The organism is Kribbella sp. NPDC058245, from assembly GCF_042882005.1.
Lineage (GTDB): Bacteria > Actinomycetota > Actinomycetes > Propionibacteriales > Kribbellaceae > Kribbella.
In genome coordinates this window covers 101,440-128,244 of the sequence record NZ_JBHVWY010000007.1, presented here as the reverse complement: position 1 = coordinate 128,244, position 26,805 = coordinate 101,440, and the positions used below count along the sequence as shown (strand labels likewise).

Genomic DNA, 26,805 nt, shown 5'->3' with positions numbered 1-26,805 from the left:
CGCGGCCCCCCGGACCCGGTCCCCGGGGCGGGAGACCGACGTACGGCGGATCTGGCCGGGCCGTCCAGATGCACGGCACGGCCGGGCTGCGCCACGTGGGTCGCAGGTGCACGACGGACTGCAGGTGGTGGGGAGGTCGGGCGCGGTCAGGCGGCGGAGACGGCGAGGAGAACCTCGGGGCGAGGCACTACCTGCAGTCGGTCGTGCAGGTAGGCGGCGATCCCCGTGCACACAGCAGCGTGGCGTGGTGCAGGTGCACTAAGGACTGCACGTGGTGGGGAGGTCGGACGCGTGGCTAGGTGGCGGGACCGCGAGGGGAACCTCGGAGCGAGGCACTACCTGCAGTCGGTCGTGCTGGTCGGCGGCATCCCCGTGCGGTCAGGAAGGTGGCGCGAGGCGGGTGCGCTAAGGACTGCACGTGGTGGGGAGGTCGGGCGCGGTTGAGCGGTGGGACGGGGACGGGAGCCGCGGGGGCCGGCACTACCTGCAGTCGTTCGTGCTGGGTGGGCCGGTGCAAATGAGGGCGTCGGCCCGCCCCCGCCCCGGGGTGGGCCGACGCCGTTTGTGGGGTTACTTGTCGTCTTCGCGGTTCAGTTCGGCCAGGAACTGCTCGACCTCGGCGCCCAGCTCCTCCGCGGAGGGGGTGGAGTCGGCGAGGAGGCTCTTGCGGCTGACGGAGCCGGCGGCTGCGTCGTACTGGGTTTCGAGGGCGTTGACGACTGCGGAGGCGTCGTCGGAGGCCTCGACCTGCTCGTCGACCATGCGGCCGGTCACGGCTGCCTCGTCGAGCAGGGCCTTGCTAGGGAGCAGCAGGCCGGTCGCGGCCGAGATCGCGTGGACCAGGGCCAGGGCGGCACCTGGGAAGCGGTTCTCCGCGAGGTAGTGCGGGACGTGGACGGCGAAGCCCATCGCGTCCTTGCCGGCCTCGCCGAGGCGGACCTGGAGCATCGTGCCGGCGCTCGCCGGGAGGCGCATTTCGCCGTCCCAGATGTTCGAGCGCGTGACCAGCTCCGGGCGGGTCGCGTGGGCGGTCAGGCCGAGCGGCCGGGTGTGCGGGACGCCCATCGGGATGCCGTGGACGCCGATGGTGAGGTTCACGTTGTAGAGCTCGATCAACTGGCGCACCGCACCGGCGAACCGGTTCCAGTGGTTGTCCGGCTCCGGGCCTTCGAGCAGGAGGAAGTCCACTCCGGCGTCGTCGGTCAGGATCCACAGGTTCAGCTGCGGCGGTGTGTACTCGGTGAAGTGGTCCTCCGAGAACGTCACCTCGGGCCGGCGGGCGCGGTAGTCGTGCAGGAGGTCGACGTCGAAGCGCACCAGCAGGCGGCTCTCGAGCGTCTCCAGCAGGTGGTCCGCGGTCACGCGGCCCGCCTGGCCGGCGTCCATGAACCCGTCCAGCGAGTGCACGAGCACCTTGGGGGTCGCCGCCGGGCCGGTCGCCACCGACTCGTCGACGATCTCGTAGAGGTCGTCCGGTCGCAGCATCGTCGTCTCCTTCATCGTCGCCATCCGGGCGGGGTAGCGCATCTCCATCCTGCCCTGTCAGGTGACAACGTCCGAACTCCGGCCGGACATTCCGGGTTCTGGAAAAAACCTCACCGAATTTCCGCGCGCCACGCCCGGGATGCGGTACACCAGGAGACAGCCTTGGAAAGCGCTTGCTAAGTTGCTGTCGTGCGCACCGATTCCGCTCCCGCCCTGACCGTGATGCTGGCCATGAACCAGGCCAGCCGCGAACGCGTCCTGGTCCCCCATGTGCGGGCCCGCCTCGACGCGGTCGCCAAAGTGCTGCCCGTCGGCCCCGGTACGTCGTTCCTCGACGACCCGGCCGTCGCCGCCGCACTCCCGGACGTCGACGTCCTGCTCACCGGCTGGGGCTGCCCGCGGATCGGGCCCGAGGTCCTGGACGCGGCGCCGCGGCTGCAGGCGATCCTGCACGCGGCCGGTTCGGTGAAGGCGATCGTCGACCCGTCCGCGTTCGACCGCGGGATCCAGGTCTCGTCCGCCGCCTTCGCGAACGCACTCCCGGTGGCCGAGTTCACGGTCGCCGCGATCGTGCTCTCGGGGAAACGCGCCTTCCGCCTGGCAGCGCAGTACCGGATCGAGCGCCGCAAGGCCGACCCGCACGGGATGCCGGGCAGTTACGGTACGACGGTCGGCCTGCTCGGGGCGTCCCGGATCGCGCGCCTGGTCGCGGAGCGGCTCAAGACGTACGACCTCGAGGTCCTGATCAGCGACCCGTACCTGAACGCGGACGAGGCGGCCGGGCTCGGCGCCGAACTGGTGTCGAACGACGAACTGTTCCGGCGCAGCGACATCCTCTCTGTGCACGCTCCGCTGCTGCCGGAGACGATCGGGCTGGTCAATGCGCACCTGCTCGGCCAGCTCAGGGACGGTTCCGTGCTGATCAACACCGCGCGCGGGAAGATCATCGACGCGGCCGCGCTCGAGGCGGAATGCGTGTCGGGGCGGATCGACGCCGTACTGGATGTGACCGATCCTGAGCCGCTGCCGGCGGATTCGCCGCTGCTCGACCTGCCGAACGTCTTCATCACCCCGCACGTCGCCGGTGCCGTCGGCAACGAGATCGCCCGCCTCGGCGAACTCGCCGTCAGCGAGCTGGAGCTCCTGTCCGCCCGCCAGCCCCTGCGCCATTCCATCAGCCCCGCCGAACTCGGAAGGCTCGCATGACCCGCGCGACCCGCCTGATCCTGCCTGACACCGACCGCGTCCTCTCCCGGCAGACGGGCTGGACCCGTGCGCACTGGGAGGCGTTGTCGGACCACCTGCTCGACTCGCTGGTGCCGTACTTCTCCCCTGGTTCGGCGCTGATCGCGCTGCCGGGTCGGCCGAGTCGATCCGGTACGGCGTCCGACCAGTTGGAGGGGTTCGCGCGGTCGTTCATGCTTGCCGCGTTCCGGATCGCCGGCGTACAGGGCAAGGGGTGTGAGGCGCTGATCGAGCGGTACGCGCGTGGTGTCGCGAATGGCGCCAATCCCGAGCACCCGGAGTCGTGGCTGCGGCTGACCCCTCGGTCGCAGCAGATGGTTGAGGCGGCGGCGATCGCGGTCGCGCTGCACGAGAGCCGCGAGTGGATCTGGGAGCGGCTGGACGACCGGGCGCAGCAGCATGTCGCCGAGTGGCTCGGCGGGTTCATCGGATCGACCACGCATGACAACAACTGGCGGCTGTTCCAGGTTGTCAGTGAGCAGTTCCTGGCATCGGTCGGTGCGCCGTTCTCGCAGGAGGACATCGACGGCGGGCTCGACCGGATCGAGGACTGGTACGTCGGCGATGGCTGGTACTCGGATGGCGACGGGCAGGCCTTCGACAACTACATCGGCTGGGCGATGCACCTCTACCCGGCGCTGTGGACCCGGATGGCGGCGGCCACCCCGGGAGCGGCGTACGAGGATCGGCTGGCGGTCTATCGCGAGCGGATCAACCTGTTCCTCGAGGACGCCGTCCACCTGGTCGGGAACGACGGAGCGCCCATCTACCAGGGTCGGTCGCTCACCTACCGGATGGCCGCGGCGGCGCCGTACTGGATGGGTGCACTGCTGGACTCCACTCCCCTGTCGCCCGGTCAGACGCGGCGGCTGTGCTCCGGGATCGCGCGGCATTTCGTGGAGCACGGCGTACCGGATGAGCGTGGGCTGCTGACACTCGGCTGGTACGACACCTTCCTGCCGACGACTCAGTCGTATTCCGGACCTGGTTCGCCGTACTGGGCTTCGAAGGGGTTCGTCGGGCTGATCCTGCCGCCGGAGCACCCGGTCTGGGCGGATCCCGAGGACACGATTCCGCTCGACGAGGCAGACCAGGTGCGGTCGATGCCGGCGCCAGGCTGGATCGTGCACGCGAGCCGGCACGACCAGGTGGTGCAACTGATCAACCACGGTTCGGACAAGCAGCCGTTGGCCGAGCCCGAGGGCGTCGAGCCGCTGGGCGACCCGCACTACAACCGGTTCGCTTATGCGAACCACGCCGGGCCCGAGTTGAGTGACGAGGCACCGCGGATCGACAACCTGATCACGCTGGTCGCCGACGGCAAGGCGAGCGGACGCGGGCGAATCCGTCGGCTGGGAATCACCGCCCGTACGGCGTCCTCGTGGCACAACGCCTGGCTCGGAACCGAGGGGCCGTGGCGGATCGAGACCACGTCGGTGGTGCACGGCGGATGGGAGATCCGGTGCGCGCTCGTCGATGGGCCGTCCGGTGCGCTCGTCCGGAGCGGCGGCTTCGCGGTCGCGGGCGAGTCCTTGCCCTCGGCAACTGCTTCCGGTACGGCGGCGTCCGCGCGGAACGACGACGGACTACTCTCCGCGATCGTCGGCCTGCACGGGTACGACGAGGCCGGCATCCACCGGGGCCTCGGGGCGAACGCCTTCGGTTCGCACTCGGCGACGCCGTACCTGACTGCTCCGCATCACGGCGAACCGCTGGTGCTTGTGAGCGCTGTGGTGCTGACCCGCGACGCGCTCCGGCCGGAAGCGCTTGCCGAAGGCATCGATGTTGCCGTGGACGGCAGGACGGTGCGGATCACGCTGCCTGGCGGGGGTTCCGAGGTCGTCACGCTCGGTGGTTAGGCCAGCCAAACCAACGATGATAAATCGGCGCGGGATGGCTACATTGGCTGCATGAGCACGTACGAGAAGCTTCTGCAAGAGCAGATCCGCAATGAGTTCACGGCCTCCCAGCAGTATGTGGCGGTCGCCGTCTGGTTCGACGACCAGGACCTTCCGCAGCTGGCCGCGCACTTCTACAAGCAGGCCCTGGAAGAGCGCAACCACGCGATGATGATGGTGCAGTACCTGCTGGACAAGGACATCCGGCCGCACATCCCGAGCGTCGGCGAGGTGGCGTCGGACTTCAAGTCGGCGCTCGAGCCGCTGGAGCTCGCGCTGCAGCAGGAGATCACCGTCACCAAGCAGATCGAGACGCTGGCCCGGACCGCGCGCGACGAGAGCGACTACGTCGGCGAGCAGTTCATGCAGTGGTTCCTCAAGGAGCAGGTCGAGGAGGTCGCCGCGATGAACACGCTCGTGAACGTCGCGAAGCGGGCCGGCGACAACCTGTTCCACCTCGAGGACTTCATGGCCCGCGAGACCGTCGGCGACGGCGGCAGCGACCCGACGGCGCCGACCGCGGCCGGCGGGACCGTCTGAAGTTCGCAGTAGCTCGTGCGGAAGGCCGGGGTCCGGTGGCCGCCGACCCCGGCAGCTCCGCTGTAAACTCGGTTTAACTTTCCCCTGTCGCTGGGGACTACTTGCGGGTAATGTCGCGTGCATGGTGACCGCGAAGCGCCCGCCCGGATGGCCGTTGCTCGTCGCTCTGACGAACGGCCGGTCCCGGATCCCGGACGACCGGCTCGCGGCCTCGGTGCGTGACCGCGTGGTGCTGGTGACAGGCTCGTCGTACGGGATCGGCGAAGCGACCGCACGCCGGCTGGCGCGAGCCGGCGCGACCGTCTTGCTGGTGGCGCGGACGGCCGACCAACTCTCGGCGGTTGCCGCCGAGATCAATGCTTCCGGCGGGAAGGCTTTTGCCTACCCCACGAACTTGGCCGAGCCGGCTGCTGTTGAAGCGCTGGTTCGGACGATTCTTGACGATCACGGGCACGTCGATGTCCTCGTGAACAACGCCGGGAAGTCGATCCGGCGGTCGGTGGCTGATTCCTATCAGCGGTTCCATGACATCGAGCGGACGAACGCGGTCAACTACCTCGGGCCGGCCAAGCTCGTGCTGGAGTTGCTGCCGTCGATGCGGTCGCGCCGCTCCGGTCACATCGTGAACGTGTCCACCGCCGGGGTGCGGACTCCCCCGATGGCGCGATGGTCGGCGTACCTGGCGTCGAAGTCGGCGTTCGATGTGTGGTTGCGGTGCGTGGCGCAGGAGATCCGGGGCGACGGGGTGACGACGTCGACTGTCTATATGGGCCTGGTGCACACGCGAATGAGTGAGCCGACGCCGATGCTGAACAAGATGCCCGGGCTGAGTCCGGAGCAGGCGGCGGATCAGGTCTGTACGGCGATCGCTACTCGCCCCAATAACATCACCCCGCCGATGGTCAGGCCGGCTGATGTACTGGGGAATCTGTTCCGGGTGCCGACGGATCGGTTGCTGGAGGGGTACTTCCGGCGATCGGATCGGGTGCGGAAGCCGCGGAGTTCGGAATGAGGGCGCTGCTGGAGGCCGCCGGGGTTCCACTGGCGGTGGCTCGGTCCGGGTTGTGGCGGCCGATTCATCCGGCACACGTGATCGGGATCGAACGGGCGCTGCGGCAGTGGGGGCAGTCGATGGCTGCGCTCGGTGCGGTGGCCGCGGTGCGGTATCCCGAGCGGGCGGCCGTGATCGACGAGAACGGAACCACGTCGTACGGCGAACTCGATCGGCGCGTGGAGCGGATCGCGGCGGGTCTGCATGCGGATCACAAGATCGTTGCCGGGAGCAAGGTTGCGATCCTGTGCCGGAACCATCGCGGGTTCCTGGAGGCGACGCTGGCCGCGTCCCGGGTCGGGGCGGAAGTGTTGTTCGTGAACACGGAGTTCGCTCCCCCACAGCTCGCGGCCGTGCTGGAACGGCATGCGCCGGACCTGCTCGTGCATGATGCGGAATTCACCGTGCCGGCCGGGATTCCCGCCGTACCGTCTGATCTGGCTGCACTGGTCGCATCGGATGCTCCCGAGGCGCCGAAACCGGAGAGCCCGGGGCACATCACGATCCTGACGTCAGGAACCACCGGTACGCCGAAGGGTGCGCCGCGGGTGCCGACCGCGATGGGCCTGGCCGGGTTGATGGCAAGTGCGCTGGGGCGCTGTGGGCTGCGGTCCGGCGATCCGATGGTGATCGCGCCGCCGCTGTTCCACGGGCTGGGGTTGCTGACCTCGATGATGGCGTTCTTCCTGGGCTCGCCGTTGGTGCTGGCGCGGAAGTTCGACGCGGAGGCGGTGTTGGACCAGGTCGAGGAACATCGGGTCGGCGTGATCGTCGCCGTACCGGTGATGTTGCGGCGGCTGCTGGAGGCTGGGCCGCGCGATCTGAGCTCTCTGCGGGTGGTGCTGTCCGGGGCGTCGGCCTTGGGGGCTTCGCTGGCGTCGGAATTCATTGAGCGGTTCGGGCCGGTGCTGTGTGATGCCTACGGTTCGAGTGAGGTGGGGATCGCGACGATTGCTTCGTCGGCTGACCTGCTGGCTGCGCCGGGGACGGTCGGCCGAGCGTGTCTTGGGAGCTCGGTGCGGATCCTGGATGATGCCGGTCAGCCAGTGCCGGTGGGTGAGACCGGACGGATCTTTGTGAGTAGCGGGCTGGTGTTCGGCGGGTACTCGGATGGGTCGAGCAAGGCTGTCGTTGGCCGGCGGATGAGTACCGGGGACATGGGCCATCTCGATCGGGCCGGGCGCTTGTTCATCGACGGGCGCGAGGACGACATGATCGTGTCGGGTGGCGAGAACGTGTACCCGGTAGAGGTCGAGGAGTGTCTCGCCCGGCACCCGGCCGTCGCCGAGGCCGCGGTCATCGGCGTACCGGATGACGACTTCGGTCAGCGACTCGTGGCGTACGTCGTACTGCGCTCGCCGGCAACACCGGGTGAGCTGATCGCCCACGTGCGCGGCGAACTGGCCCGCTACAAGACGCCCCGCGAGATCGTGGTCGTGGACGAGTTCCCCCGCAACGCCACCGGCAAAGTCCTCCGCAACAAGTTTCAGTAGGTCAGGAGGCCGGAAGGTCGCGGGGTGGGGGGCCGGTGTAGGTGGGGAGGATGGATCTGGGCAGGGGGCCTTTGAGGCGGGTGGGTTCTTTTGATTGCTCGTGGGCGTGGGCCAGGAGGCCTACGGAGCGGGAGAGGATGAAGAGGCCTCGGGCGAGTGGGGGGTCGAAGCCTAGTTCGGCGTAGATGGTGGCGGTGGCGCCGTCTACGTTCATGGGAACGGGAGCGAGAGCGCTCTCCAGAGCGAGGGCGGTTTGCAGGTGGTGGCCGGAGATGGTGCCTTCGGCAACGGCTTGGTGGGCAGCTTCGATGAGGGGGTCGCGGCGGGGGTCGTGGGGGTGGAAGCGGTGGCCGAAGCCGGGGAGGTAGGCCTTGCGGGCCTTGTACGACGCGACTAGGTCGGCGGGGTGCTGGCCGGTACGGTCGAGGTCGTAGAGGAGTTCTAGGCATTGCTGGCCGGCGCCGCCGTGGATGTCGCCGAGGAGGTTGACGCCGGTAGCGATCGCGTTGTTGAGCGGGAGGCCGCAGGAGGCGGCCATGCGGGCGGCGGCGATCGAGGGCGCTTGGGGGCCGTGGTCGACGGCGGCGACGAGTGTGCGTTCCAGGAGGCTTGTCTGGCCTGCGGTCGGGAGGTTGCCGCGGACCATCAGCCAGATCATCTGCGGGAAGGACACCGCACCGATCAGGTCCTCGATCGCGTAGCCGTGGAAGCGAATGGTCCCGGGAGCGATGTCCGAGATCCCCGTCGCCCACCAGTCGGCGGCGTCCGTCGTACTGGTCATGTGGCGCCTTCCTTGGCTAGGGACTCGATTTCGGCTTGGGTGTAGCCGAGTTCGGTGAGGATGTCTGTGGTGTGTTCGCCCAGGCGGGGTGGGCGGGTGGTGGGGCCGACGGCTTGGCCGTCTACGTGGACACTGCTGCCGAGAACGCGCAGAGAGCGCTCTCTGCCGTCGGGCATGGAGACCTCGTGGAAGAGCTCTCGCTCGCTCAGCTGATCCAGAGTGAGCGCTTCCTCGACGGAGAGCACGGGAGCGACCGGTACACCGGTGTCCGCGAGGAGGTTGTCCCAGTGCGCGACCGAATGGCGTTCGAGGGTTTTCTCTAGTTCGGCTTTGAGTTCAGAGCGGTGGGTCTTGCGGGACTCGCGAGTGGCGAAGCGTTCGTCGGTGAGCAGGTCCGGGCGGTCGAGGACGCGGCAGAGTTCGACGTACTGTTCTTGCTTGTTGGCGGCGATGTTCAGCGCGCCGTCGGCGGTGCGGAAGGTGCCGGACGGGGCAGAGGTGGCGTTTTCGTTGCCCATGGCCCGTGGGACCCGACCGCCGACCAGGTAGTCGGAAACGACCCAGCCCATGGCGGCGACCGCGGTCTCCAGCATGGACACGTCGAGGAAGCTGCCGATGCCGGTGCGAGAGCGCTTCACGAGTGCGGCCGAGATGGCGAAGGCGGCGGCGTACCCGCCGAGGGTGTCGGCGATCGGGAAGCCGGTACGCGTTGGAGCGCTCTCTGGCGTTCCCGTGACGCTCATGATCCCGGACAGGCCCTGGATGATTTGGTCGTACGCCGGTCGTCCGCGCATCGGACCGGTCTGGCCGAAACCGGAGACAGCGCAGTACACGAGGCCCGGGTTCAGTTCGCGCAGCGTGTCGGCTGGGAAGCCGAGGCGGGCGAGGACGCCGGGACGGAAGTTCTCCAGCAGTACGTCGGCCTCGCCGACCAGGCGCTCGAAGACCTCGCGGCCGGCCGGGTTCTTGAGATCCAGGGTGAGAGAGCGCTTCCCGCTGTTCTGAGCGAGGAACGAGATGCCGAGACCTGCTGCGGAGAGCTCAGGGTCTCCCCCGAGGTTGCGAGCCAGGTCGCCGGTTCCCGGGACCTCGACCTTGATCACCTCCGCACCCATGAGCGCGAGCTGGTAACCGGCGAAAGGACCGGCCAGCACGTTGGTGAGGTCGAGCACTCGCACCCCAACCAGCAGGTCCGCATCAGGTCGCACTGAAGCCGCTCCAGTTGGTGGTGATGATCGTGGCGGCGCAGCGGCGTACGGCGTTGATGTAGTTGGGCAGGCGGTCGTCGCTGAACCGGGTGGTCGGACCGCCAATGGCGATGGCAGCCACGACGCGGCCATCGGGACGACGGATGGGAGCAGCGACGCCGGAGGCGCCGAGCTCGCGTTCACCATGGCTGATGGCGAAGCCTCGAGCGGCGGCATCGGTCGCGGCAGCGCGGAGGCGTTTGGCGAAGCCCGGTGGACGGGGTGCTTCGAGAGCGATCTCTTCGATCACGGACGGATCGACCGACAGCACCGGCGGGTCGGTCAGCAGGACCTTCGACGCGGCACCGCTCCACAACGGCATCGACGAGCCGACCGCGATCGAGTGCCGGATGCTCAACGTGCCCAGGGCTTGCGCGAGACAGACCCGCGCACGCCCGACGCGGATATAGAGGTTGGCGGTCTCACCGGTATCGGCGGCCAGCCGTCCCATCGCGGCCCGAACCGCCGGCGGGATCTCCATCGTGGCGCTGCTCAGCCGCGACCACCGGAGGAAGCCCGGCCCGATCGCATACTTGCCCGGGCCTATCGCCGCGACCAGGCCGCGCTGCTCGAGCGTCGTCACGAGTCGCAGAACCGTTGTCTTGGGCAACCCACTCGCCGTGGTCAGTGCGGCCAGCGTCCAGCTAGGGTGCTCGTCATCGAAGCGTTCGAGCAGGTCCAGCGCGCGGTGCACGCTCCGAACCCCGTCGCCGTCGGCCATCGGTCCCCATCTCCCACGCTTCGCAGTTCAACCAGCGGTTCGACGATAACCCGCCGTACCGTAGAACGGAATCTCTGTACCTCCTGGTGGAATGCTGCTACTTTCCCACCCATCGACCCCTCACGCCCCGGAGGCATCCCATGGCGCGACACAGGACGGCGCTGGTCGCCGCGGGCCTGGCCGGCAGCCTGCTGCTCAGCGGTTGTTCGGCCTTGTCGAAGACACTCGACGGCGGCAGCGTCGCCGGCGACTTCCCGAGCCGCAATGTCGAGATCATGGTGCCCGCTGCCCCTGGTGGCGGCTGGGACCTGACGGCCCGCCAGTTCCAGCACGTGGTCCAGGAGAAGAAGTTGCTGGGCGAACGTTCGGTCTCGGTCGTCAACGTGACCGGCGCGGGTGGTGCGGTCGGCATCTCCAAACTGGTGACCAAGAACCGCAAAGACCCGCACACGCTGATGATCACCGGGCTGGTGATGGTCGGCGCACTGACCCTGAACCAGTCCCAGATCAAAGTCTCCGACACCACCCCGATCGCGACCATCACCGCCGAGCAGGAGGTGATCGTGGTCAAGGCCGACTCCCCGCTGAAGACCCTGAAGGACCTGGTCGACCTCTACAAGTCCGACCCGGCGAAGGTCAGCTGGGGCGGCGGCACGATCGGCGGGACGGACCACATCACGGCGGGCACGCTGGTGAAGGCCGCCGGCGCCGATCCGTCGAAGGTGAAGTACATCAGCTACTCCGGTGGCGGTGAGGCGACCGCGGCGATCCTGTCCGGTGACGTCACCGTCGGCATCTCCGGGATGAGCGAGTTCGAGGAGCAGATCACCGCCGGCAAGATGCGCGTCCTCGCCACCACCGGCGCCGAGCAGCTCACCGTCGACGGGAAGAAGCTGCCGACGATGAAGTCCGAGGGGTACGACGCCGAGGTCCAGAACTGGCGTGCGATCGTGGCGCCGCCCGGGATCCCGGACGCGGACCGGAAACGGCTGGTCGAGTTCGTGACGAAGGTGAACAACTCGCCGGAGTGGGACGAGATCCGGAAGAAGCAGGGCTGGTCGGACTTCTTCAAGACCGGTGACGACGCGAGCAAGTTCATCGCCGATGAGACCACCCGGGTGCAGGCTCTCCTGAAGGAGCTGGGGATCGTATGAGTGCCACCGAAGAAGTCGAAGCCCCCAAGGCCGCCGATGTAGAGGTCGAGGCGTCGCGGCTGGTCCGGATCATCGCGGCGATCGTGCTGATCGTCCTGAGCGCGACGTTCCTGGTGGGCGTCTTCGACATCCGCAGCCCGAAGGGTTTCGACCCGGCCGGACCGCGGTTCTTTCCGTTGCTCGTGACAACGGCCTGGCTGCTCTTCTCGATCGGCTACCTGATCGAGGGTCTGCGCGCACCCAAGGTCAAGCCTGAAGGCGACCGCAGCTGGTTCGAGCCGGTCGCGCTCGCAGCGCTCCTGGTGCTGTACGCGTTGCTGGTGGTCCCACTGGGCTACGTGATCGCGACCGCCTTGCTGTTCTTCGCGGCGGCCCGAGTGCTCGGCAGTCGGCAACTCTGGCGTGATGCGGTAGTGGCCGTCGTACTGGCTGTCGTGGTGTATATCGCCTTCACCCGCTTCCTCGACATCTCGCTGCCGGAAGGGGTGCTCGGCCTGTGATCGCGCTCGGTGTCGGCGGCGACCTGCTGCACGGATTCGGCACTGTCCTCGACCCGATGAACCTGCTCTGGGCCGTCCTCGGCGTCACCCTCGGCATGCTCGTCGGCATCCTGCCCGGCATTGGCCCGGCGCTGACGATCGCGCTGCTGCTGCCGATCACCTTCAACTTCTCCGACCCGATCGGCGCGTTCATCATGTTCGCCGGGATCTACTACGGCGCCATGTACGGCGGTTCGACGACCTCGATCCTGATCAACACACCCGGCGAGTCCGCCTCGGTGGCGACCGCGATCGAGGGCCACAAGATGGCCTTGAAGGGCCGGGCCCGGGCGGCGCTGGCGACGGCGGCGATCGGGTCGTTCGTGGCCGGCACCATCTCGACCGTGCTGCTGACGTTCGTCGCGAAGCCGATCGGCAGCCTGGCCAGCCACTTCCAGGCGACCGACTACTTCGCGGTCACGCTGCTCGCGATGGTTGCCGTGACCGCGCTGGTCGGTCACTCGATGGTCCGCGGGTTGCTGTCGTTGACGGTCGGCCTGTTCATCGGGCTGATCGGACTCGACAGTCTGTCGGGTGCACCGCGGTACACGTTCGGTTCGCTGCGCCTCCTCGACGGGATCGACGTGGTGATCGTGATCGTCGGTCTGTTCGCGATCGGCGAGACGTTGCATGTGGCATCGAAACTGCGATCGACGCCGGATCGGCCCGCCGTACTGGAGAAGGGCCGGCTGCGGACCGGGTACCTGACCAAGTCGGACTGGAAGCGCTCGTGGGCGCCGTGGCTGCGCGGTACGGCGCTCGGCTTCCCGTTCGGCGCGATCCCGTCCGGCGGCGCCGAGGTCCCGACGTTCCTGTCGTACTCGATCGAACGGCGGCAGGCGCGCAAGAAGGGTCGTGACGAGTTCGGCAACGGCGCGATCGAGGGCGTCGCCGGCCCGGAGGCCGCGAACAACGCGTCGTTCTCCGGCGTACTGGTCCCGCTGCTGACGCTCGGTCTCCCGACGTCGGCGACGGCCGCGGTGATGCTCGCGGCGTTCCAGATCTTCAACGTGCAGCCCGGGCCGCAACTGTTCGAGAACAACAGCACGCTGGTCTGGACGCTGATCGCGTCGCTCTACATCGGCAACCTGATCCTGCTGATCATGAACCTGCCGCTGATCGCGATCTGGGTGCAGGTCCTGAAGGTCCCGCGGCCACTCCTGTACGCCGGAATTCTCGTCTTCGCGTGCCTTGGGGTGTACTCGCTGTCCGGCTCGGGCTACGAGGTCCTGATGGCGCTCGTGATCGGCGTGGCCGGCTTCTTCATGCGCAAACTCGACTTCCCGATCGCACCGGTCATCCTCGGTGTCATCCTCGGCCCGACGATGGAGGAGCAGTTCCGCCGGGCACTGGTCATCTCCAACGGCGACGGCAGCGTGTTCTTCACCCGGCCGTTGAGCCTGGTCATCATCGTGCTGACCGTGCTCGCGCTGTTCGTGCCGTACCTGCCCAGGATCGTCGCCCGGATCCGCGGCACTCAGCCCGCCCACCAGCGCCTGACGTTCGGCGAGGACGACTAGGGTGGCCCTGTGAAGATCCTGGTCGGTTACGTGCCCACGCCCGAGGGTGAGGCCGCGCTGGTGGCAGCCGGAGCCGAGGCCGCCCTCCGTGGCGCCTCGGTGCTGCTGCTGAACACCAGCCGCGGCGACGCCTACATCGACGCCCGCTACGCCAACGAGGCCGAGCTCGAAACCGCCTCGGCGAAACTGCGCGAGCACGGCGTCGAGGTGACCATCCAGCAGGCCGTCTCGAACGGCGACGTCGCCGGCGAACTCCTCAAGGCAGCCGCCGCCGAGGACGTCGGCCTGATCGTCCTCGGCCTGCGCCGCCGCTCCCCCGTCGGCAAGCTCATCCTCGGCAGCACCGCCCAGCGCGTCCTCCTCGAGTCCCCGGTCCCCGTCCTCGCGGTCAAGGCCGCCGCGCCCCACGACGACTGACGCCGTACCAGCTGCACCCTGAACACCCGTCGACCAGCTGGTTGGCGGGTGCTCAGTGCGTCGGGATGGGGATGGCTGCGAACTCGGCCTCTGGCTTGGTGCGATCGCCGTACATCGTCCAGGCGGTGTTGGCGATTTCGGTGGGGTTGAGGGTGGGGAGGTCGAGCTCTGGGTGGAACTGGGTGGCGGTGGCGTGGATGTCGCCGCCTTCGATCAGGCCACCGATGGTGAGGGTGGCGGCGTGGACTCCCGTGTCCTTGAGGGCCGCGTTGAGGGTGAGGACATACATGCGGAGGGCGGCGGAAACGGGGGCCAGGGCGCCGAGCATGGGGATGGGGTATTTGCCGCTGAGGCCGCCGGGGATGAGGATCGTGCCGGTGTTGCGGGCGACGCTTCCCCACTCGCCACGACCTGGTTCGAGCGGCGTTCGCGGACAACGTGGAGACGGTGGCGCGGCTCGGTGAGCACGCGCTCGGGCTGGCGGATCCGTGGGGACGGCTTCGTCTACTTCGTCGAGCAGGTGAGTCAACTGCAGGCGGCGGATCGCGGGTACAACGAGCTTGCCGGGTCGTCCTCCCCCGCGGATTTGGCGCGCGGGTACGAGTTGATGAGCCGGATCGTGGCTCGAGCGCGCGCGGACGGCGGGCTGCGGAAGGACTTCACGCTCGAAGACATGGCGTTCGTGACGTGGTCGATCACGCGCACGATCGAGGCGACGGCCGGGTCCGGTACGACGGTTTGGCGGCGTCATCTCGCGTTGATCCTGGACGGGCTGCGGGCGACCGCGGCACACCCGTTGCCGGAGCCGCCGTTGTCGCGGGAGCAGCTGGCCAGCATCTATCGCGACTGCTGAACGGGTAAACCACGTGAGCGGGTGGGCCGGGCCGCCTAAACTTGGTGGTGACATGCCTGATGCCCGGACCGAGTTGTCGAGTCCTTCCCCAGTCCCCGGTCCTTCCCAGGACTCCCCCACGCCTACCCCAAGCTCTGCCCCACGCGCCGAAGGCGATCGCGCTCCGGGTGGTGGCTCCCCGGGCGGCGGTGGGCGGCCGCGGCGTCGGCGACGCTCGGGCGGCAACAAGCCGGGAGGTCCGCGCGACGGCGGTGGCGCGCGCGCTGGGCAAGAGACGGCTGGCGGCGCGGGCTCGGCGGACGTCGTACCGGAGGTGAATCTGGCTGAGGTGGTTGCTCGGCTGGGTGAGTTGACGGCGTATGACCGGGAGCAGTTGGGGCGGCGGCTGGAGCGGGTTCGCGGGACGCAGGATGCGCGGAAGCGGGCTGACGCGCTGCAGGGCGTGATCGGCGCGATCGAGCAGGCCGAAGGGCGGGTCGCGTTCCGGAAGGCCGCCGTACCGGAGATCACGTATCCGGCGGAGTTGCCGGTCAGCCAGCTGAAGGACGAGATCGCGGCGGCGATCCAGGCGCACCAGGTCGTGATCGTGGCCGGCGAGACCGGGTCGGGCAAGACGACGCAGCTGCCGAAGATCTGCCTGGAGCTCGGGCGCGGGATCCGGGGCATGATCGGGCACACGCAGCCGCGGCGGCTGGCGGCGCGGACGGTGGCGGAGCGGATCGCCTCGGAGCTCGACACGGAGCTCGGCGAGACGATCGGGTTCGCGGTGCGGTTCACCGACAAGGTGAGCGAGCGCTCGCTGGTGAAGCTGATGACCGACGGCATCCTGCTGAACGAGTTGCAGCGCGACCGCGACCTCAGCCGGTACGACACGCTCATCATCGACGAGGCGCACGAACGCAGCCTCAACATCGACTTCATCCTCGGCTACCTCAAGCAGCTGCTGCCCCGGCGTCCCGACCTGAAGGTGATCATCACCTCGGCGACGATCGACCCGGAGCGGTTCGCCGAACACTTCGCGGACAGCAAGGGCACGCCGGCGCCGATCGTCGAGGTGTCCGGGCGGACGTATCCGGTCGAGGTGCGGTACCGGCCGATCAACGATCCGGACGACCCGGCCACGATCGATCGCGATCAGACGCAGGCCATCCTGGACGCTGTCGACGAACTCGAGTACGAGGCGGACGGCGACGTACTGGTGTTCCTGAGCGGCGAGCGGGAGATCCGGGACACCGCTGACGCCTTGAACGACAAGTACGCCGCTCAGCGCGGACGGCCCGGCGCGGTCGAGGTGCTGCCGTTGTATGCGCGGCTGTCGAATGCCGAGCAGCATCGGGTGTTCCAGACGAGCGGTAATCGGCGGATCGTGCTCGCGACCAACGTGGCCGAGACGTCGTTGACGGTGCCTGGGATCAAGTACGTGATCGACCCCGGTACGGCGCGGATCTCGCGGTACAGCCATCGGACGAAGGTGCAGCACCTTCCGATCGAGGCGGTGTCGCAGGCCAGCGCCAACCAGCGCAAGGGGCGTTGCGGGCGAACCAGCGACGGTATCTGCATCCGGCTGTACTCGGAGGAGCACTTCGAGAGCCGGCCGGAGTTCACCGACCCGGAGATCCTGCGCACCAACCTCGCCTCCGTCATCCTGCAGATGACCGCGATCGGGCTGGGCGACATCGCGGCGTTCCCGTTCATCGACGAACCCGACAAGCGCAGCATCACCGACGGCCTGCAACTGCTGACCGAGCTCGGGGCGATCGAGCCGGCCAAGAGTGGTGAGCGGCACCGGCGGCTTACGCCGACCGGCAAGCAGCTCGCGCAGATTCCGCTGGACCCGCGGTTGGCGCGGATGATCGTCGAGGCGGACAAGCATTCGTGTGTCCGTGAGGTGATGGTGATCGCCGCGGCGCTGTCGATCCAGGATCCGCGCGAGCGGCCGACCGAGGCGCAGGCCCAGGCTCAGCAGGCGCATGCGCGCTTCCGCGACCCGAACAGCGACTTCCTCGGGTACCTCAATCTGTGGGCCTATCTGAAGAAGCAGCAGAAGGATCTGTCCGGCAACCAGTTCCGCCGGATGTGCCGTGGCGAGTACCTGAATTATCTGCGCGTCCGTGAGTGGCAAGACATCTTCGCGCAGCTCCGTCAGGTCGCCTCGCAGATCGGCGTCACGCTGAACAGCGGTGAGCCGGCCGACCCGCAGAGCGTGCACATCTCGCTGATGGCCGGGCTGCTCTCGCATCTCGGGATGAAGGATCCGGCGAACCAGAACCAGTACCTCGGTGCCCGGGGCACACGTTTTGCGATCTTCCCCGGGTCCGGCCTGTTCAAGAAACCACCGCAGTTCGTGATGGCCGCCGAGCTCGTCGAGACCTCGCGGCTGTGGGCGCGGGTGAACGCGAAGATCGAGCCCGAGTGGGCCGAGGACCTCGCGCCGCACCTGATCAAGAGCAGCTACTCCGAACCGCATTGGGAACGTAAGGCCGGCGCGGTGATGGCCTACGAGAAGGTCACCCTGTACGGCGTACCGATCGTTGCCCGGCGCAAGGTGAACTACGGCAAGGTCGACCCGGAGACGTCGCGCGAACTGTTCATCCGGCACGCGCTCGTCGAGGGCGACTGGGATACCCATCACAAATTCTTCCACGAGAACCGGAAGCTGATCGCGGAGGTCGAGGAGCTCGAGGAGCGCACCCGTCGCCGCGACCTGCTGGTCGACGACGAGACGCTGTTCGCCTTCTACGACGAGCGAATCGGCGCGGACGTCGTCACCGGGCGGCACTTCGACACGTGGTGGAAGACGGCTCGGCAGCGCGATGCCGACCTGCTCGACTTCGAGCGGTCGCTGGTGGTGCGCGAGGGTGCGGAGGTTCGCGAAGAAGAATTCCCGTTGCAGTGGTCGCAGAACGGGATGACCTTCGATCTGACGTACGCCTTCGAGCCTGGTACGGACGCCGACGGGGTGACCGTGCATCTGCCACTGCTGGTGCTGAACCAGGTGAGCGCCGACGGGTTCGAGTGGAGTGTGCCCGGGTTCCGCGAGGAGCTCGTCACGACGCTGATCAAGTCGTTGCCTAAGGCCATCAGGCGCAACATCGTGCCGGCTCCGGATCACGCGCGGCAGATCCTGCCGTTCCTCGATCCATCTTCTGGGCCGCTGACAACGGCGATGGCTCACGAGCTGCGGAACCTGCGCGAAGTGATCATCGACGACACCGACTGGGACTGGAGCCGGGTGCCGGAGCACCTCCGGATGACGTTCCGGGTGGTCGACGACCAGGGCAAGACAGTGGCCGAGGGCAAGGATCTCGCCAAGCTCAAGGAACGGTTGAAGCCGAAGACGACAGCCGCGATCTCCAAAGTCGCGTCGAAGGCCGTCAGCGGTTTGGAGCGTTCGGGGCTGACGGACTGGACGTTTGGTGATCTGCCGCGGAGCTTCTCGGAGCATCGCAACGGGCTGACTGTGGCTGGGTATCCGGCGTTGGTCGACGAGGGCAAGACGGTCGCGATCCGGCTCCAGGAGTCCGAGCGCGACCAGACCGCCGCGATGTGGGACGGCACCCGCCGGTTGCTGCTCCTCACGATGCCGTCGGTGATCGACGTCGTACAGCGTGGTTTGAGTAGCGCGCAGAAGCTGACGCTGATGGCCGGTCCGCATCGCAATGTCGGTGAACTGCTTGATGACGCGATCGCTGCTGCGGTCGATCAGTTGATGGCGGCGGCGCATGGGCCGGCTTGGAACCTGACCGCGTTCTCGGTACTGCGAGACGCCGTACGGTCGGATCTGGCGGACACCGTGCTCGGGATCCTGCGGCAGGTGGAGCAGGTGCTCGGGCACGCGCGGACGGTGGACAAGGCGATCTCGCGGGCGTCATCGCCGGCGTTACTGGCGGCGTTGTCGGATGTGCGCGGTCGGTTGGAGGCGCTCATCAACCCGGGGTTCATCACGCGCACCGGGGCTGCGCGGTTGCCTGATCTGGTGCGGTACTTGCGCGGAATGGAGCAGCGCCTCGACAAGATCGGCGCCAACGCGATGCGCGACCGCTCCGGAATGGCCATCGTCCAGACCCTCACGGACGAGTACGAGAAACGGTTGCGCGCCGTACCGACCGGCAAGTACCCCTCCCCCGAACTCCTCGAAGTCCGCTGGATGCTCGAAGAGCTCCGGATCAGCCTCTTCGCCCAAACCATCGGCACGCCGTACCCGGTCTCCGAAAAGCGCATCCGCAAAGCCCTCGCCCAGTCCTGATGCTGCACGCCGCCGCGGACCGGAATGTCGCGGCGGCATTGCGGCATTTCGCGGCGAACGCCACTGTGGCGGAGAATGCCGCCGTCCTGCTCGTGGCGGCCGCCACGCCCTTCGTTGGTGCGTTTCACAATGCCGGGCTTCGCCTCGACCCGGGCGCGGATGCGAACGCGGTGGTGCAGGAAGTCCTGTCGTTCTCGCTTCAGCACTCCCGCGAGCTGATCCTGTGGGCGTCGACTCGGCGCGATAAAGACCTGATCCGAGCAGCGGTTGCCTCGGGCCTGCATCTTCGCTCGACCGCCGTTGGAATGGCCACGTACGAACCGCCCGGTCCATTCGTGGTCCCGTGCGGCGCGGAGCTGGAGCGAGTTGCTGATTCGGCGGGGGCGGCCGGCTTCGCTGCGGTTCACGAAAGCCTCATTGGGGACGCCGCAGCCGTGGCGCACTTCGCGTCGCCCGCAGTTTTGCTTGCGCCCGAGGTGGCGGCATTCGTCGTACGGGCCGGAGGCCGACCGGTCGCGTGCGCGATGACTGTCCTGTCGGGCAGCGAGGCGGGTGTCTACTGGGTCGCCACCCGCGCGGACGCCCGGCGCCTGGGGTATGCCGAATTGGTGACTCGGGCAGCAGTCCGGGCCGGGTTCGAGTACGGCGCACACGTGGTGCTGCTGCAGTCGACCGACCAAGGCCTGCCGCTCTACCGCAAACTCGGGTTCGCGCTGTTCACCATCTACGCGAGGTATCTCACCCGGACCGCCAGCACCGTCTAAGTCCGCGACCGCACTCCTCGCCACGCCTGGCCAAGCGTTGACCGGGCGGCCTGGACGAGGTTAGTCGGTGGCTCACGTCCGCACTCCCGCCGTTCTGCTGGATCAGGCCGCTGCGTTGAGGGGTCGCTAGCGTCCAAAAACACGCCGACGACGTACTGCGATCCTTCGGACGCTAGCCGCGGGAGCCTCCTGTTCGCCGTTGAGGAGGCGACCGGTCGACGCCATTTGGTGGGTGGGCCCACGAGATTGTGGGTTCACCAACTGCATGCGGGTGGTGAACCCACACGCTGATGGGTGGACCCATCAAATGGGCGGGCGGCGGCGGGGGTTAGGCGTTGAGGAGGCGGTGGGCTAGGGCTTGGACGGCGGTTCGGAGTTCGGGTGGGTCGAGGATTTCGAAGGGCCAGGGGATGCGGGTGACCTGGGTGACTAGGGGGGCCAGGTCGTTGGCGGCGAAGCGGAGTTCGCAGGTGGTGGCGTCGATGGGGTGTACGACGGCCTGGTTGGCGGGGATGTGGCGCGTGACGGTTGCGGCGTTGGCGTGGACGAGGATGCGGGCGACCAGGTCCCAGGGGGCGATGTTGGTGCCTTCGGCAACCAAGGCCAGAGGGTCCGGTGGGTTGGTGAAGTGGTGGCGGATGCCGGTTGGTTCGGGGTTGGTGATGCGGTCTACGCGGAAGGTGCGCCAGGCATTGCGGTCGCGGTCTCGGGCGACCAGGTACCAGCGGCGGCCGGTGTGGACTATGCGGAGGGGTTCGACGCTGCGGTTGGTGTCGGTGCCGTTGTGGGTGCGGTAGGCGAAGTGGAGACCCTCGGTGTCGCGGCAGGCGGCGGCGAGGGTGGTGAGGACGTCGCCGTCGATGGTGGGGAGATCGCCCTGCGGTAGTTGGGTTACCTGGGCGCTGATCGCGGCTACCTGTTCCCGGAGCCGCATGGGCAGGACCTGATTGAGTTTGGCCAGGGCGGAGATCGCTGCCTCTTCGACGCCGGAGACGGTCGTGGTGGTTGCGGCGCGGAGACCGACTGCGACCGCGACTGCTTCCTCGTCTTCCAGGAGGAGTGGTGGGAGGCGTCCGCCGGGGCCTAGGCGGTAGCCGCCGCCGATACCGGCCTCGGCGTCGATGGGGTAACCGAGCGAGCGCAGTCTCGTGACATCGCGCCGTACCGTCCGGGGCGTGATGTCGAGCTTGGTCGCGAGCTCGGCACCGTCCCATTGCGGGCGGGACTGGAGCAGCGACAGGAGTCGGAGCAGCCGGGTCGCGGTGTCCATGAAGTTCAGTCTGCCGCAAGCTGCGGACCGATCCTGTCCGCAGGTCGTTCTACGGTGGGTTCATGACCACGACACTGGAGAATCTGCTCGGTCTGTCCGACTTCGCCTGGGAGCGGCTGCGGACGCGGATCCAGGGCATGACCGACGAGGAGTACTTCTGGGAGCCGTTCGACGGCTCCTGGAGCGTCCGCAAGACCGACGACGGTTTCGCGGCCGACTACGTGATGATCGCGCCGGAGCCGGCGCCGTTCACGACGCTCGCGTGGCGGATCGCGCACATCGTCGACATCCTGCAGGCCGAGCGCACGGCGACATGGTTCGGTCACCAGCCTGAGCCGGAGGACGGCGTACCGGCGGTGCCTGGGTCTGCCGACGCTGCGCGGAGCGCGCTCGAGGTCGCGTACGGCGTTTGGCGGCGGCGACTGGCTTCACTCAGTCAGGAGGATCTGGCTCGGCCGATGGGTCCGATCGCGGGACCCTACGCGGCCGATGACGGTACGGCGTTCGCGTTGCACATCCTGGACGAGTTGATCCATCACGGCGCCGAGGTGGGCGCTGTCCGCGACTTCTACCGCGGGACGCATCCCGTGGACCTCGCGACGCTCGCTGGCGAGGTCACGCCGGCCGAACGACCGACGCTCGTGGCTGAGGCGGCCGCGGCCAAGCAGTGGGAGCTCATCCCGCAGCTCGCCGACAAGGGCTTCGACGTCAGCGCGAAGACCACCAGCGGTGCTACTGCGGCGCACCTTGCGGCGGGGACCGGCACGCTGGACACGCTGCGGTACCTGGTCGCGCACGGGGCCGATCTGTCGATCACCGACGGCCAGTTCCAGGCCGACGTACTGGGATGGGCGCGATGGTTCAAGCAGGCTGAGGCCGTCGCATACCTCGAAGGTCAGTAAAAGGCCCGCCCCGGCAAGGTGCGCCGGGACGGGCTGGGTTTCATCAGTCGGGTGCTACTCCAGGCAGATCCGGAACGGGTGTCCCGCCGGGTCGGCATAGATCCGCCAGCCGCGCGCATTGTCGGCCGGAGGGGGGTCGAGCGGGTCCAGCGGCTCCGCTCCGAGCGCGACCACAGTGGCGTGGCCGCTGGAAAGATCCTCGACGATGAGGTCGAGGTGGAGATCCTGCGCATCGGTGCCGGGCCACGTGGCCGGCAAGTACTCCTCCGAGCGCCGGAAGGCCAGGGTCGAGAAACCGAGCGACGACCCGGGGCCGGTCAGGCTCCGCCAGTCGTTGTCACCGTTCTCGTCGACATCCAGCCCCAGCAGCGCCGAGTAGAACCGGGCGAGCTCCAGCGGGTCCGGGCAATCCAGAACCACCGAGCCGAGCCGCCCGGCAGTACTGCCCGGCTGCTCTGCCACCTGCGTCATCTGTCCTCCAGCTTCGTTCTCTTCGACAGCCTGCCCCTGTCGGGGCAGGACCTATCGGGCCCCTCTGGTCAGAAGGCCCGGCCGCCTACGATGACAGGTCGATGGGACAGTTCGCACCTTTCGACACGCCTGCTTGATCGGTCAAGGAGATCACCCCGGGTAGTTGCAAAGCGTTGACGGGGAGAGTGCTTGCCCGAACACTTACGGTCATGAAGCGACTACTCCGCCCCCGTCGTCCTCTGACCGGTCTCCTGACCGCCGCCCTGTTGGCAACTCCCCTGTTCGCCCTCTCACCCGCGGCCGCGGCAGCATCGGCGCCCGCCCTGATCCCGAAGCCGGTCTCCCAGCAAACCCTCGCCGGCGAGACATTCACGCTGCAGTCGTCGACGGCCGTCAGCGTCGTCGCGAGCCCGGACGAACGCGCAGCTGCCACCAAGGTGGCCGAACAGCTGTCCGCCCAGCTGCGGCGCTCGACCGGCTTCACTGTCCCACTCGCCAGCACCGGCACGATCCGGCTCTCGACCGACGGGGCAAGCTCCCTCGGCGCTGAGGGCTACCAGCTCAGGGTCGACCGCACGGCCGTCACAGTCACCGCGGCCACGCCGGAGGGCCTGTTCCGCGGCGTCACCACCTTGCGGCAGCTCCTGCCCGCCAAAGCGGACGCATCCACCACGCAGGCCGGTCCGTGGACGATCGCCGGGACCGCGATCTCCGACTCACCGCGCTATGCCTACCGCGGCACGATGCTTGACGTCTCCCGGCACTTCTTCTCGGTCGCCGAGGTCAAGCGGTACATCGACCTCGCCTCGCTCTACAAGCTCAACAAGCTGCACCTGCATCTGGCCGATGACCAAGGCTGGCGGCTGCAGATCGACAGCTGGCCGCGACTGGCGACGTACGGGGGCAGCCTTGAGGTCGGCGGTACGCCGGGCGGCTACTACACGAAGGCCGACTTCGCAGAGATCGTCCGGTACGCCGGAGAGCGCTATCTCACCGTGATCCCGGAGATCGACACGCCTGGTCATACGAACGCCGGGCTGGCGTCGTACGCGGATCTGAACTGCAACGGGGTCGCCCCGCCGCTCTACACCGGTACCAATGTCGGATTCAGCTCGCTGTGCGTCGGGAAGGCCGTCACCTACTCGTTCCTCAACGACGTGTTCGGTGAGATCGCTGCGCAGACGCCCGGCGACATCGTCCACCTCGGCGGCGACGAGGCGCACTCCACGCCGCACGCGGACTATGTGACCTTCCTCAACAAGGCATCGACGATCGTCGCCAGCAAGGGCAAGCGGGTAATGGGCTGGCACGAGATCGGAGATACCGCTCTCCCGGCCGGGAGCATCGTCCAGTACTGGGGTACCGACGACACCGCGTCGCGCGACCTCGCACGCCAAGCGGCGACCAAGGGCGCCACGGTGGTCATGTCGCCGGCCAACCGCGCCTACCTCGACATGAAGTACAACAAGGACACCCCGTACGGCCTGTCGTGGGCCGGCCTGGTCAGCGTCGAGAAGGCCTACAGCTGGAATCCGTCGGCCCTGATCCCGAACCTGCCTGCCAGCGCGGTGGCCGGGGTGGAGGCACCGGTGTGGTCGGAGACGCTGGACGATATCGACAAGGTCGAGTTCATGGCGTTTCCGCGGCTGCCTGGGATCGCCGAGCTCGGCTGGTCACAGGCGTCCGCGCTCAACTGGACGGCGTACAAGGACCGGCTGGCCGGTCAGGGCTCGCGCTGGGACGCGCTCAGCGTCAACTTCTACCGGGCACCGGAGATCGCCTGGCGCTGAGCGCTGAGCGCTGAGCGCGCTAGCTGAGGATGCGCTCGAGCAGCCAGGCCGTGGACTCGTCCAGGTCCTGCTCGGCGACTGTGTGGTGCGTCGCGTCCCGATCCGGGGCCGGGCGCACCTCCAGCCGGTACACGTACCGATCAGGCTGCGGCTGGCCGGTCCCGAGGTCCGCGTCGGCCAGAGCCTGTACGGCGGCCTCCAGCTGCTCGGAATCGGGCTCGCTACTGGTGTCGAGCGAGCCCTGGGCGACGAGCCCGGCGAACCCTCCACTGCGGGTCACGGTGACGATCAAGAGCACTCCTCGGGGCGGTGGGCCACCACGATTGCGTGCCGTGCAACGAATGTCCAGAGCCGCGCGACACGCCGGAAAATTCGATCATCAACGCGCGCCCATTACCCGCCGTACCGGCCGCTTTGTCTCACGTTGCCATCGCTTCCGACCCACTCCGGAGCACGAATCAGCAGGTCGGCGCGGGATTACCCCGCCGTACCGGGGTGTCGCGAGCGCCCGGCCGGCGAATTCATCCGACCACGGAGCGTGGCAACCGGCGACAATCAGCGACACGTGTTCTCGATCACCCCTTCCCCGCGGCCCCAGATCGGCTACAGTTATCGCGTTGCAGTTTTGGACTCCCACTGACTTTCGCTGTGCTGTACGGCCGGTTTCGTCGTCTGGGGCCTTTCGGCGACACGCGGTCCATGAGGTGTGGATCGCGTCTTGTTACAAGCCATCAAGGAGATAGACAACAATGGCTGTCGGTACTGTCAAGTGGTTCAACGCTGACAAGGGCTTCGGCTTCATCACCCCGGATGACGGTGGCGCGGACGTGTTCGCGCACTACTCGGCCATCCAGACCTCGGGCTTCCGCTCGCTGGACGAGAACCAGCGCGTCGAGTTCGAGATCACCCAGGGCCAGAAGGGCCTTCAGGCGGAGAACATCCGCCCGATCTGATCTTCGGATCAGCTCTTCTCGAAACTGAAAGATTGGGCCACACACCTTCGGGTGTGTGGCCCTTTCCTTGTCCCCGGCCGGTATTGCGACAATGGGGCACGATGACCGAGCACGAGCGATACAGCCGCCCCGAGGAAGACGCCGGTGAGCGACTCGACCGGCAATGGAGTGAGCTGCTCCAGGAGCTCCGGCTGGCGCAGACCGGCACGCAGATCCTGTTCGCGTTCCTGCTCAGCATCGCATTCCAGAGCGCGTTCCAGAATGCGGACGCGTTCACCCATCACGTGTACGCCGTGACGCTGATCGCATCCGCTCTCGCGGTCGGCCTGCTCCTTGCGCCGGTGTCCTTCCACCGCATCATCTACCGGCACAAACTGCGCGACCGAATGCTCCCGATCGCGAGCCGGATGGCGGTCGCCGGCCTCGCCTTCCTGGTGCTCGCGATGACCGGCGGTGTCCTGCTCGCGATCGACGTCGTGGTGTCCCGCCCGGTCGCGATCCTGATCGCTGCGGTGGTCCTGCTCTGGTTCGTCATCTTCTGGTACGCCGTCCCGACCTGGGTCCGGCGGTCGACGCCTAACGGAACCGGGGAATGACCTCCGCGGCCACCTGCTCCAGCACGTCCGCGCTGCCGGCGTAGACGCCTTCAGCGCGCGGCCAGTGCGTGATGACGTCGGTGAAGCCGAGGGCAGCGGCGCGGCCGGCGAGATCTTCGAAGGCGGCGACGCTGGTGAGGGCGTAGAGGCTGTTGTCGAGAGACAGGTAGCGGTCGAACGGGCGGTCCTCCCCCGCAGCCGCGAGGACGTCGTCGAGGCGGTGGGTCAGGTCTGCGACCGTCTTGAACCAGCCGTCGAGGTCGTCGGCGCGACCGCCTGTGGTGACCCACCCCGCGCCGTACTTGGCGGCCAGTCTCAACGAACGCGGGCCGTTGGCGGCCATCACGAACGGAACGCGCGGCTGCTGGATGCAGCCCGGGAGGGTCCGGCCGTTGCGGACCTCGAAGTACTCGCCCTTATAGTCGACGCCGTCGGTGGTCAGCAGGGTGTCCAGCAGTTCGACGAACTCGGTGAGCCGGTCGACCTTCTCCCGCGGACCGAGCTCCGGACCGCCCTGGATCGTGGTGTCGATCCCGCCACCGGCACCGATGCCGCAGAGGAAGCGGCCGTCGGAGATGTCATCCAGGGCGAGGATCTCGCGGGTCAGCGCGAGAGGGTGCCGGAAGTTCGGTGAGGTGACGAAGGTGCCGAGCTTGATCCTCGAGGTCGCCACCGCGGCCGCGGTCAAAGTCGGAGTCGTCCCGTACCAGGGCGAGTCCTGCAACCCTCCCCAGGTCAGGTGGTCATAGGTCCAGGCATGGTCGAACCCGAACTCCTCCGCCCGCCGCCAGCGCCGTTCTGCTTCCTTCCACCGGTACTCCGGCAGGATCGTGATCCCGAATCGCATACCCGCACCCTACCGAGCCGGG

Annotated in this window: 25 protein-coding genes; 16 read left to right on the top strand and 9 right to left on the bottom strand. The window is 68.0% G+C overall.

The genetic code is table 11. The annotated features are described in order from the left end of the window. Positions 1 to 570: 570 nt before the first annotated feature. Positions 571 to 1,527 (bottom strand): proteasome assembly chaperone family protein, encoded by a 957-nt coding sequence (locus ACFVWG_RS18370; protein ID WP_391544492.1) that lies wholly within the window; start codon positions 1,525 to 1,527, stop codon positions 571 to 573. 147 nt (positions 1,528 to 1,674) lie between these two features. Here ACFVWG_RS18370 and ACFVWG_RS18365 point away from each other — a divergent pair, with 147 nt between their 5' ends. The 5 genes from ACFVWG_RS18365 (at position 1,675) to ACFVWG_RS18345 (ending at position 7,712) form a co-directional block, all read left to right on the top strand. Next, positions 1,675 to 2,691 carry a hydroxyacid dehydrogenase gene (locus tag ACFVWG_RS18365; protein ID WP_391544491.1) on the top strand — a complete coding sequence of 339 codons (1,017 nt, stop codon included), beginning with the start codon at positions 1,675 to 1,677 and terminating at the stop codon, positions 2,689 to 2,691. Beyond that, positions 2,688 to 4,589 (top strand): DUF2264 domain-containing protein, encoded by a 1,902-nt coding sequence (locus ACFVWG_RS18360; protein WP_391544490.1) that lies wholly within the window; start codon positions 2,688 to 2,690, stop codon positions 4,587 to 4,589. Before ACFVWG_RS18365 ends, ACFVWG_RS18360 begins: the two co-directional genes overlap by 4 nt. A 51-nt stretch (positions 4,590 to 4,640) precedes the next feature. Then, positions 4,641 to 5,168, top strand: a complete 528-nt coding sequence (locus ACFVWG_RS18355) for a ferritin (protein ID WP_391544489.1) — start codon at positions 4,641 to 4,643, stop codon at positions 5,166 to 5,168. 121 nt (positions 5,169 to 5,289) lie between these two features. Then, positions 5,290 to 6,180, top strand: a complete 891-nt coding sequence (locus ACFVWG_RS18350) for an SDR family NAD(P)-dependent oxidoreductase (RefSeq protein WP_391544488.1) — start codon at positions 5,290 to 5,292, stop codon at positions 6,178 to 6,180. Next, positions 6,177 to 7,712, top strand: a complete 1,536-nt coding sequence (locus ACFVWG_RS18345; protein WP_391544487.1) for an AMP-binding protein — start codon at positions 6,177 to 6,179, stop codon at positions 7,710 to 7,712. Before ACFVWG_RS18350 ends, ACFVWG_RS18345 begins: the two co-directional genes overlap by 4 nt. Before the next feature lies 1 nt (position 7,713). Here ACFVWG_RS18345 and ACFVWG_RS18340 read toward each other — a convergent pair whose 3' ends face one another. The 3 genes from ACFVWG_RS18340 to ACFVWG_RS18330 are packed head-to-tail and all read right to left on the bottom strand — an operon-like array spanning position 7,714 to position 10,461. Continuing rightward, positions 7,714 to 8,493, bottom strand: a complete 780-nt coding sequence (locus ACFVWG_RS18340) for a citryl-CoA lyase (protein ID WP_391544486.1) — start codon at positions 8,491 to 8,493, stop codon at positions 7,714 to 7,716. Continuing rightward, the gene (locus ACFVWG_RS18335; RefSeq protein ID WP_391544485.1) at positions 8,490 to 9,701 is read right to left on the bottom strand and encodes a CaiB/BaiF CoA transferase family protein; all 1,212 of its coding nucleotides are present in this window, start codon (positions 9,699 to 9,701) and stop codon (positions 8,490 to 8,492) included. Before ACFVWG_RS18335 ends, ACFVWG_RS18340 begins: the two co-directional genes overlap by 4 nt. Further along, positions 9,691 to 10,461 carry an IclR family transcriptional regulator gene (locus ACFVWG_RS18330; protein WP_391544484.1) on the bottom strand — a complete coding sequence of 257 codons (771 nt, stop codon included), beginning with the start codon at positions 10,459 to 10,461 and terminating at the stop codon, positions 9,691 to 9,693. The genes ACFVWG_RS18335 and ACFVWG_RS18330 overlap by 11 nt, the downstream gene beginning before the upstream one ends. Positions 10,462 to 10,601: 140 nt before the next feature. Between ACFVWG_RS18330 and ACFVWG_RS18325 the strand changes: the two genes are divergently transcribed. The 4 genes from ACFVWG_RS18325 to ACFVWG_RS18310 are packed head-to-tail and all read left to right on the top strand — an operon-like array spanning position 10,602 to position 14,091. Next, on the top strand, positions 10,602 to 11,615 hold the full coding sequence (locus ACFVWG_RS18325; protein WP_391544483.1) for a Bug family tripartite tricarboxylate transporter substrate binding protein: 1,014 nt from the start codon (positions 10,602 to 10,604) through the stop codon (positions 11,613 to 11,615). Then, a complete protein-coding gene (locus tag ACFVWG_RS18320) occupies positions 11,612 to 12,115 on the top strand; it encodes a tripartite tricarboxylate transporter TctB family protein (RefSeq protein ID WP_391544482.1) in 504 nt (167 codons plus the stop codon). The genes ACFVWG_RS18325 and ACFVWG_RS18320 overlap by 4 nt, the downstream gene beginning before the upstream one ends. Continuing rightward, entirely contained in the window at positions 12,112 to 13,674 is a 1,563-nt protein-coding gene (locus ACFVWG_RS18315; RefSeq protein ID WP_391544481.1) for a tripartite tricarboxylate transporter permease, read from the top strand. Before ACFVWG_RS18320 ends, ACFVWG_RS18315 begins: the two co-directional genes overlap by 4 nt. 9 nt (positions 13,675 to 13,683) lie before the next feature. Next, entirely contained in the window at positions 13,684 to 14,091 is a 408-nt protein-coding gene (locus ACFVWG_RS18310; RefSeq protein WP_391544480.1) for a universal stress protein, read from the top strand. Positions 14,092 to 14,143: 52 nt separating this feature from the next. On the opposite strand, the gene ACFVWG_RS18305 is transcribed toward ACFVWG_RS18310, so the two are convergent. Further along, complete coding sequence (locus ACFVWG_RS18305; RefSeq protein ID WP_391544479.1) at positions 14,144 to 14,419, bottom strand: hypothetical protein; 276 nt, start codon at positions 14,417 to 14,419, stop codon at positions 14,144 to 14,146. A 132-nt stretch (positions 14,420 to 14,551) separates the two neighbouring features. On the opposite strand from ACFVWG_RS18305, the gene ACFVWG_RS18300 reads away from it, so the two are divergent. Genes ACFVWG_RS18300 through ACFVWG_RS18290 form a run of 3 tightly spaced genes read left to right on the top strand, consistent with a single transcriptional unit; the run spans position 14,552 to position 19,954 of the window. Beyond that, positions 14,552 to 14,944 (top strand): hypothetical protein, encoded by a 393-nt coding sequence (locus ACFVWG_RS18300; protein WP_391544478.1) that lies wholly within the window; start codon positions 14,552 to 14,554, stop codon positions 14,942 to 14,944. A 52-nt stretch (positions 14,945 to 14,996) separates the two neighbouring features. Further along, positions 14,997 to 19,190: an ATP-dependent RNA helicase HrpA gene (hrpA, locus tag ACFVWG_RS18295; protein ID WP_391544477.1), complete on the top strand. Its 4,194-nt coding sequence runs from the start codon at positions 14,997 to 14,999 to the stop codon at positions 19,188 to 19,190. Next, positions 19,190 to 19,954 carry a GNAT family N-acetyltransferase gene (locus tag ACFVWG_RS18290; protein ID WP_391544476.1) on the top strand — a complete coding sequence of 255 codons (765 nt, stop codon included), beginning with the start codon at positions 19,190 to 19,192 and terminating at the stop codon, positions 19,952 to 19,954. The genes hrpA and ACFVWG_RS18290 overlap by 1 nt, the downstream gene beginning before the upstream one ends. Before the next feature lie 328 nt (positions 19,955 to 20,282). Here the strand turns inward: ACFVWG_RS18290 and ACFVWG_RS18285 are convergent, their stop codons facing one another. Next, positions 20,283 to 21,224 (bottom strand): helix-turn-helix transcriptional regulator, encoded by a 942-nt coding sequence (locus ACFVWG_RS18285; RefSeq protein WP_391544475.1) that lies wholly within the window; start codon positions 21,222 to 21,224, stop codon positions 20,283 to 20,285. Positions 21,225 to 21,286: 62 nt separating this feature from the next. Between ACFVWG_RS18285 and ACFVWG_RS18280 the strand changes: the two genes are divergently transcribed. Then, positions 21,287 to 22,126: a DinB family protein gene (locus tag ACFVWG_RS18280; RefSeq protein ID WP_391544474.1), complete on the top strand. Its 840-nt coding sequence runs from the start codon at positions 21,287 to 21,289 to the stop codon at positions 22,124 to 22,126. Positions 22,127 to 22,180: 54 nt separating this feature from the next. On the opposite strand, the gene ACFVWG_RS18275 is transcribed toward ACFVWG_RS18280, so the two are convergent. Beyond that, entirely contained in the window at positions 22,181 to 22,597 is a 417-nt protein-coding gene (locus tag ACFVWG_RS18275) for a VOC family protein (protein WP_391544473.1), read from the bottom strand. 209 nt (positions 22,598 to 22,806) lie between these two features. Between ACFVWG_RS18275 and ACFVWG_RS18270 the strand changes: the two genes are divergently transcribed. Next, a complete protein-coding gene (locus tag ACFVWG_RS18270; protein ID WP_391544472.1) occupies positions 22,807 to 24,387 on the top strand; it encodes a beta-N-acetylhexosaminidase in 1,581 nt (526 codons plus the stop codon). A 19-nt stretch (positions 24,388 to 24,406) separates the two neighbouring features. On the opposite strand, the gene ACFVWG_RS18265 is transcribed toward ACFVWG_RS18270, so the two are convergent. Further along, positions 24,407 to 24,685, bottom strand: a complete 279-nt coding sequence (locus tag ACFVWG_RS18265; RefSeq protein WP_391544471.1) for a protealysin inhibitor emfourin — start codon at positions 24,683 to 24,685, stop codon at positions 24,407 to 24,409. Positions 24,686 to 25,136: 451 nt separating this feature from the next. Between ACFVWG_RS18265 and ACFVWG_RS18260 the strand changes: the two genes are divergently transcribed. Then, positions 25,137 to 25,340 (top strand): cold-shock protein, encoded by a 204-nt coding sequence (locus ACFVWG_RS18260; RefSeq protein ID WP_012921273.1) that lies wholly within the window; start codon positions 25,137 to 25,139, stop codon positions 25,338 to 25,340. A gap of 101 nt (positions 25,341 to 25,441) precedes the next feature. Next, positions 25,442 to 25,936, top strand: coding sequence for a DUF6328 family protein (locus ACFVWG_RS18255; protein ID WP_391544470.1), 495 nt, complete (start codon positions 25,442 to 25,444; stop codon positions 25,934 to 25,936). Here ACFVWG_RS18255 and ACFVWG_RS18250 read toward each other — a convergent pair. Continuing rightward, positions 25,917 to 26,783: an LLM class flavin-dependent oxidoreductase gene (locus ACFVWG_RS18250; RefSeq protein ID WP_391544469.1), complete on the bottom strand. Its 867-nt coding sequence runs from the start codon at positions 26,781 to 26,783 to the stop codon at positions 25,917 to 25,919. The two genes, ACFVWG_RS18255 and ACFVWG_RS18250, sit on opposite strands and share 20 nt — an antisense overlap. Positions 26,784 to 26,805 lie beyond the last annotated feature (22 nt).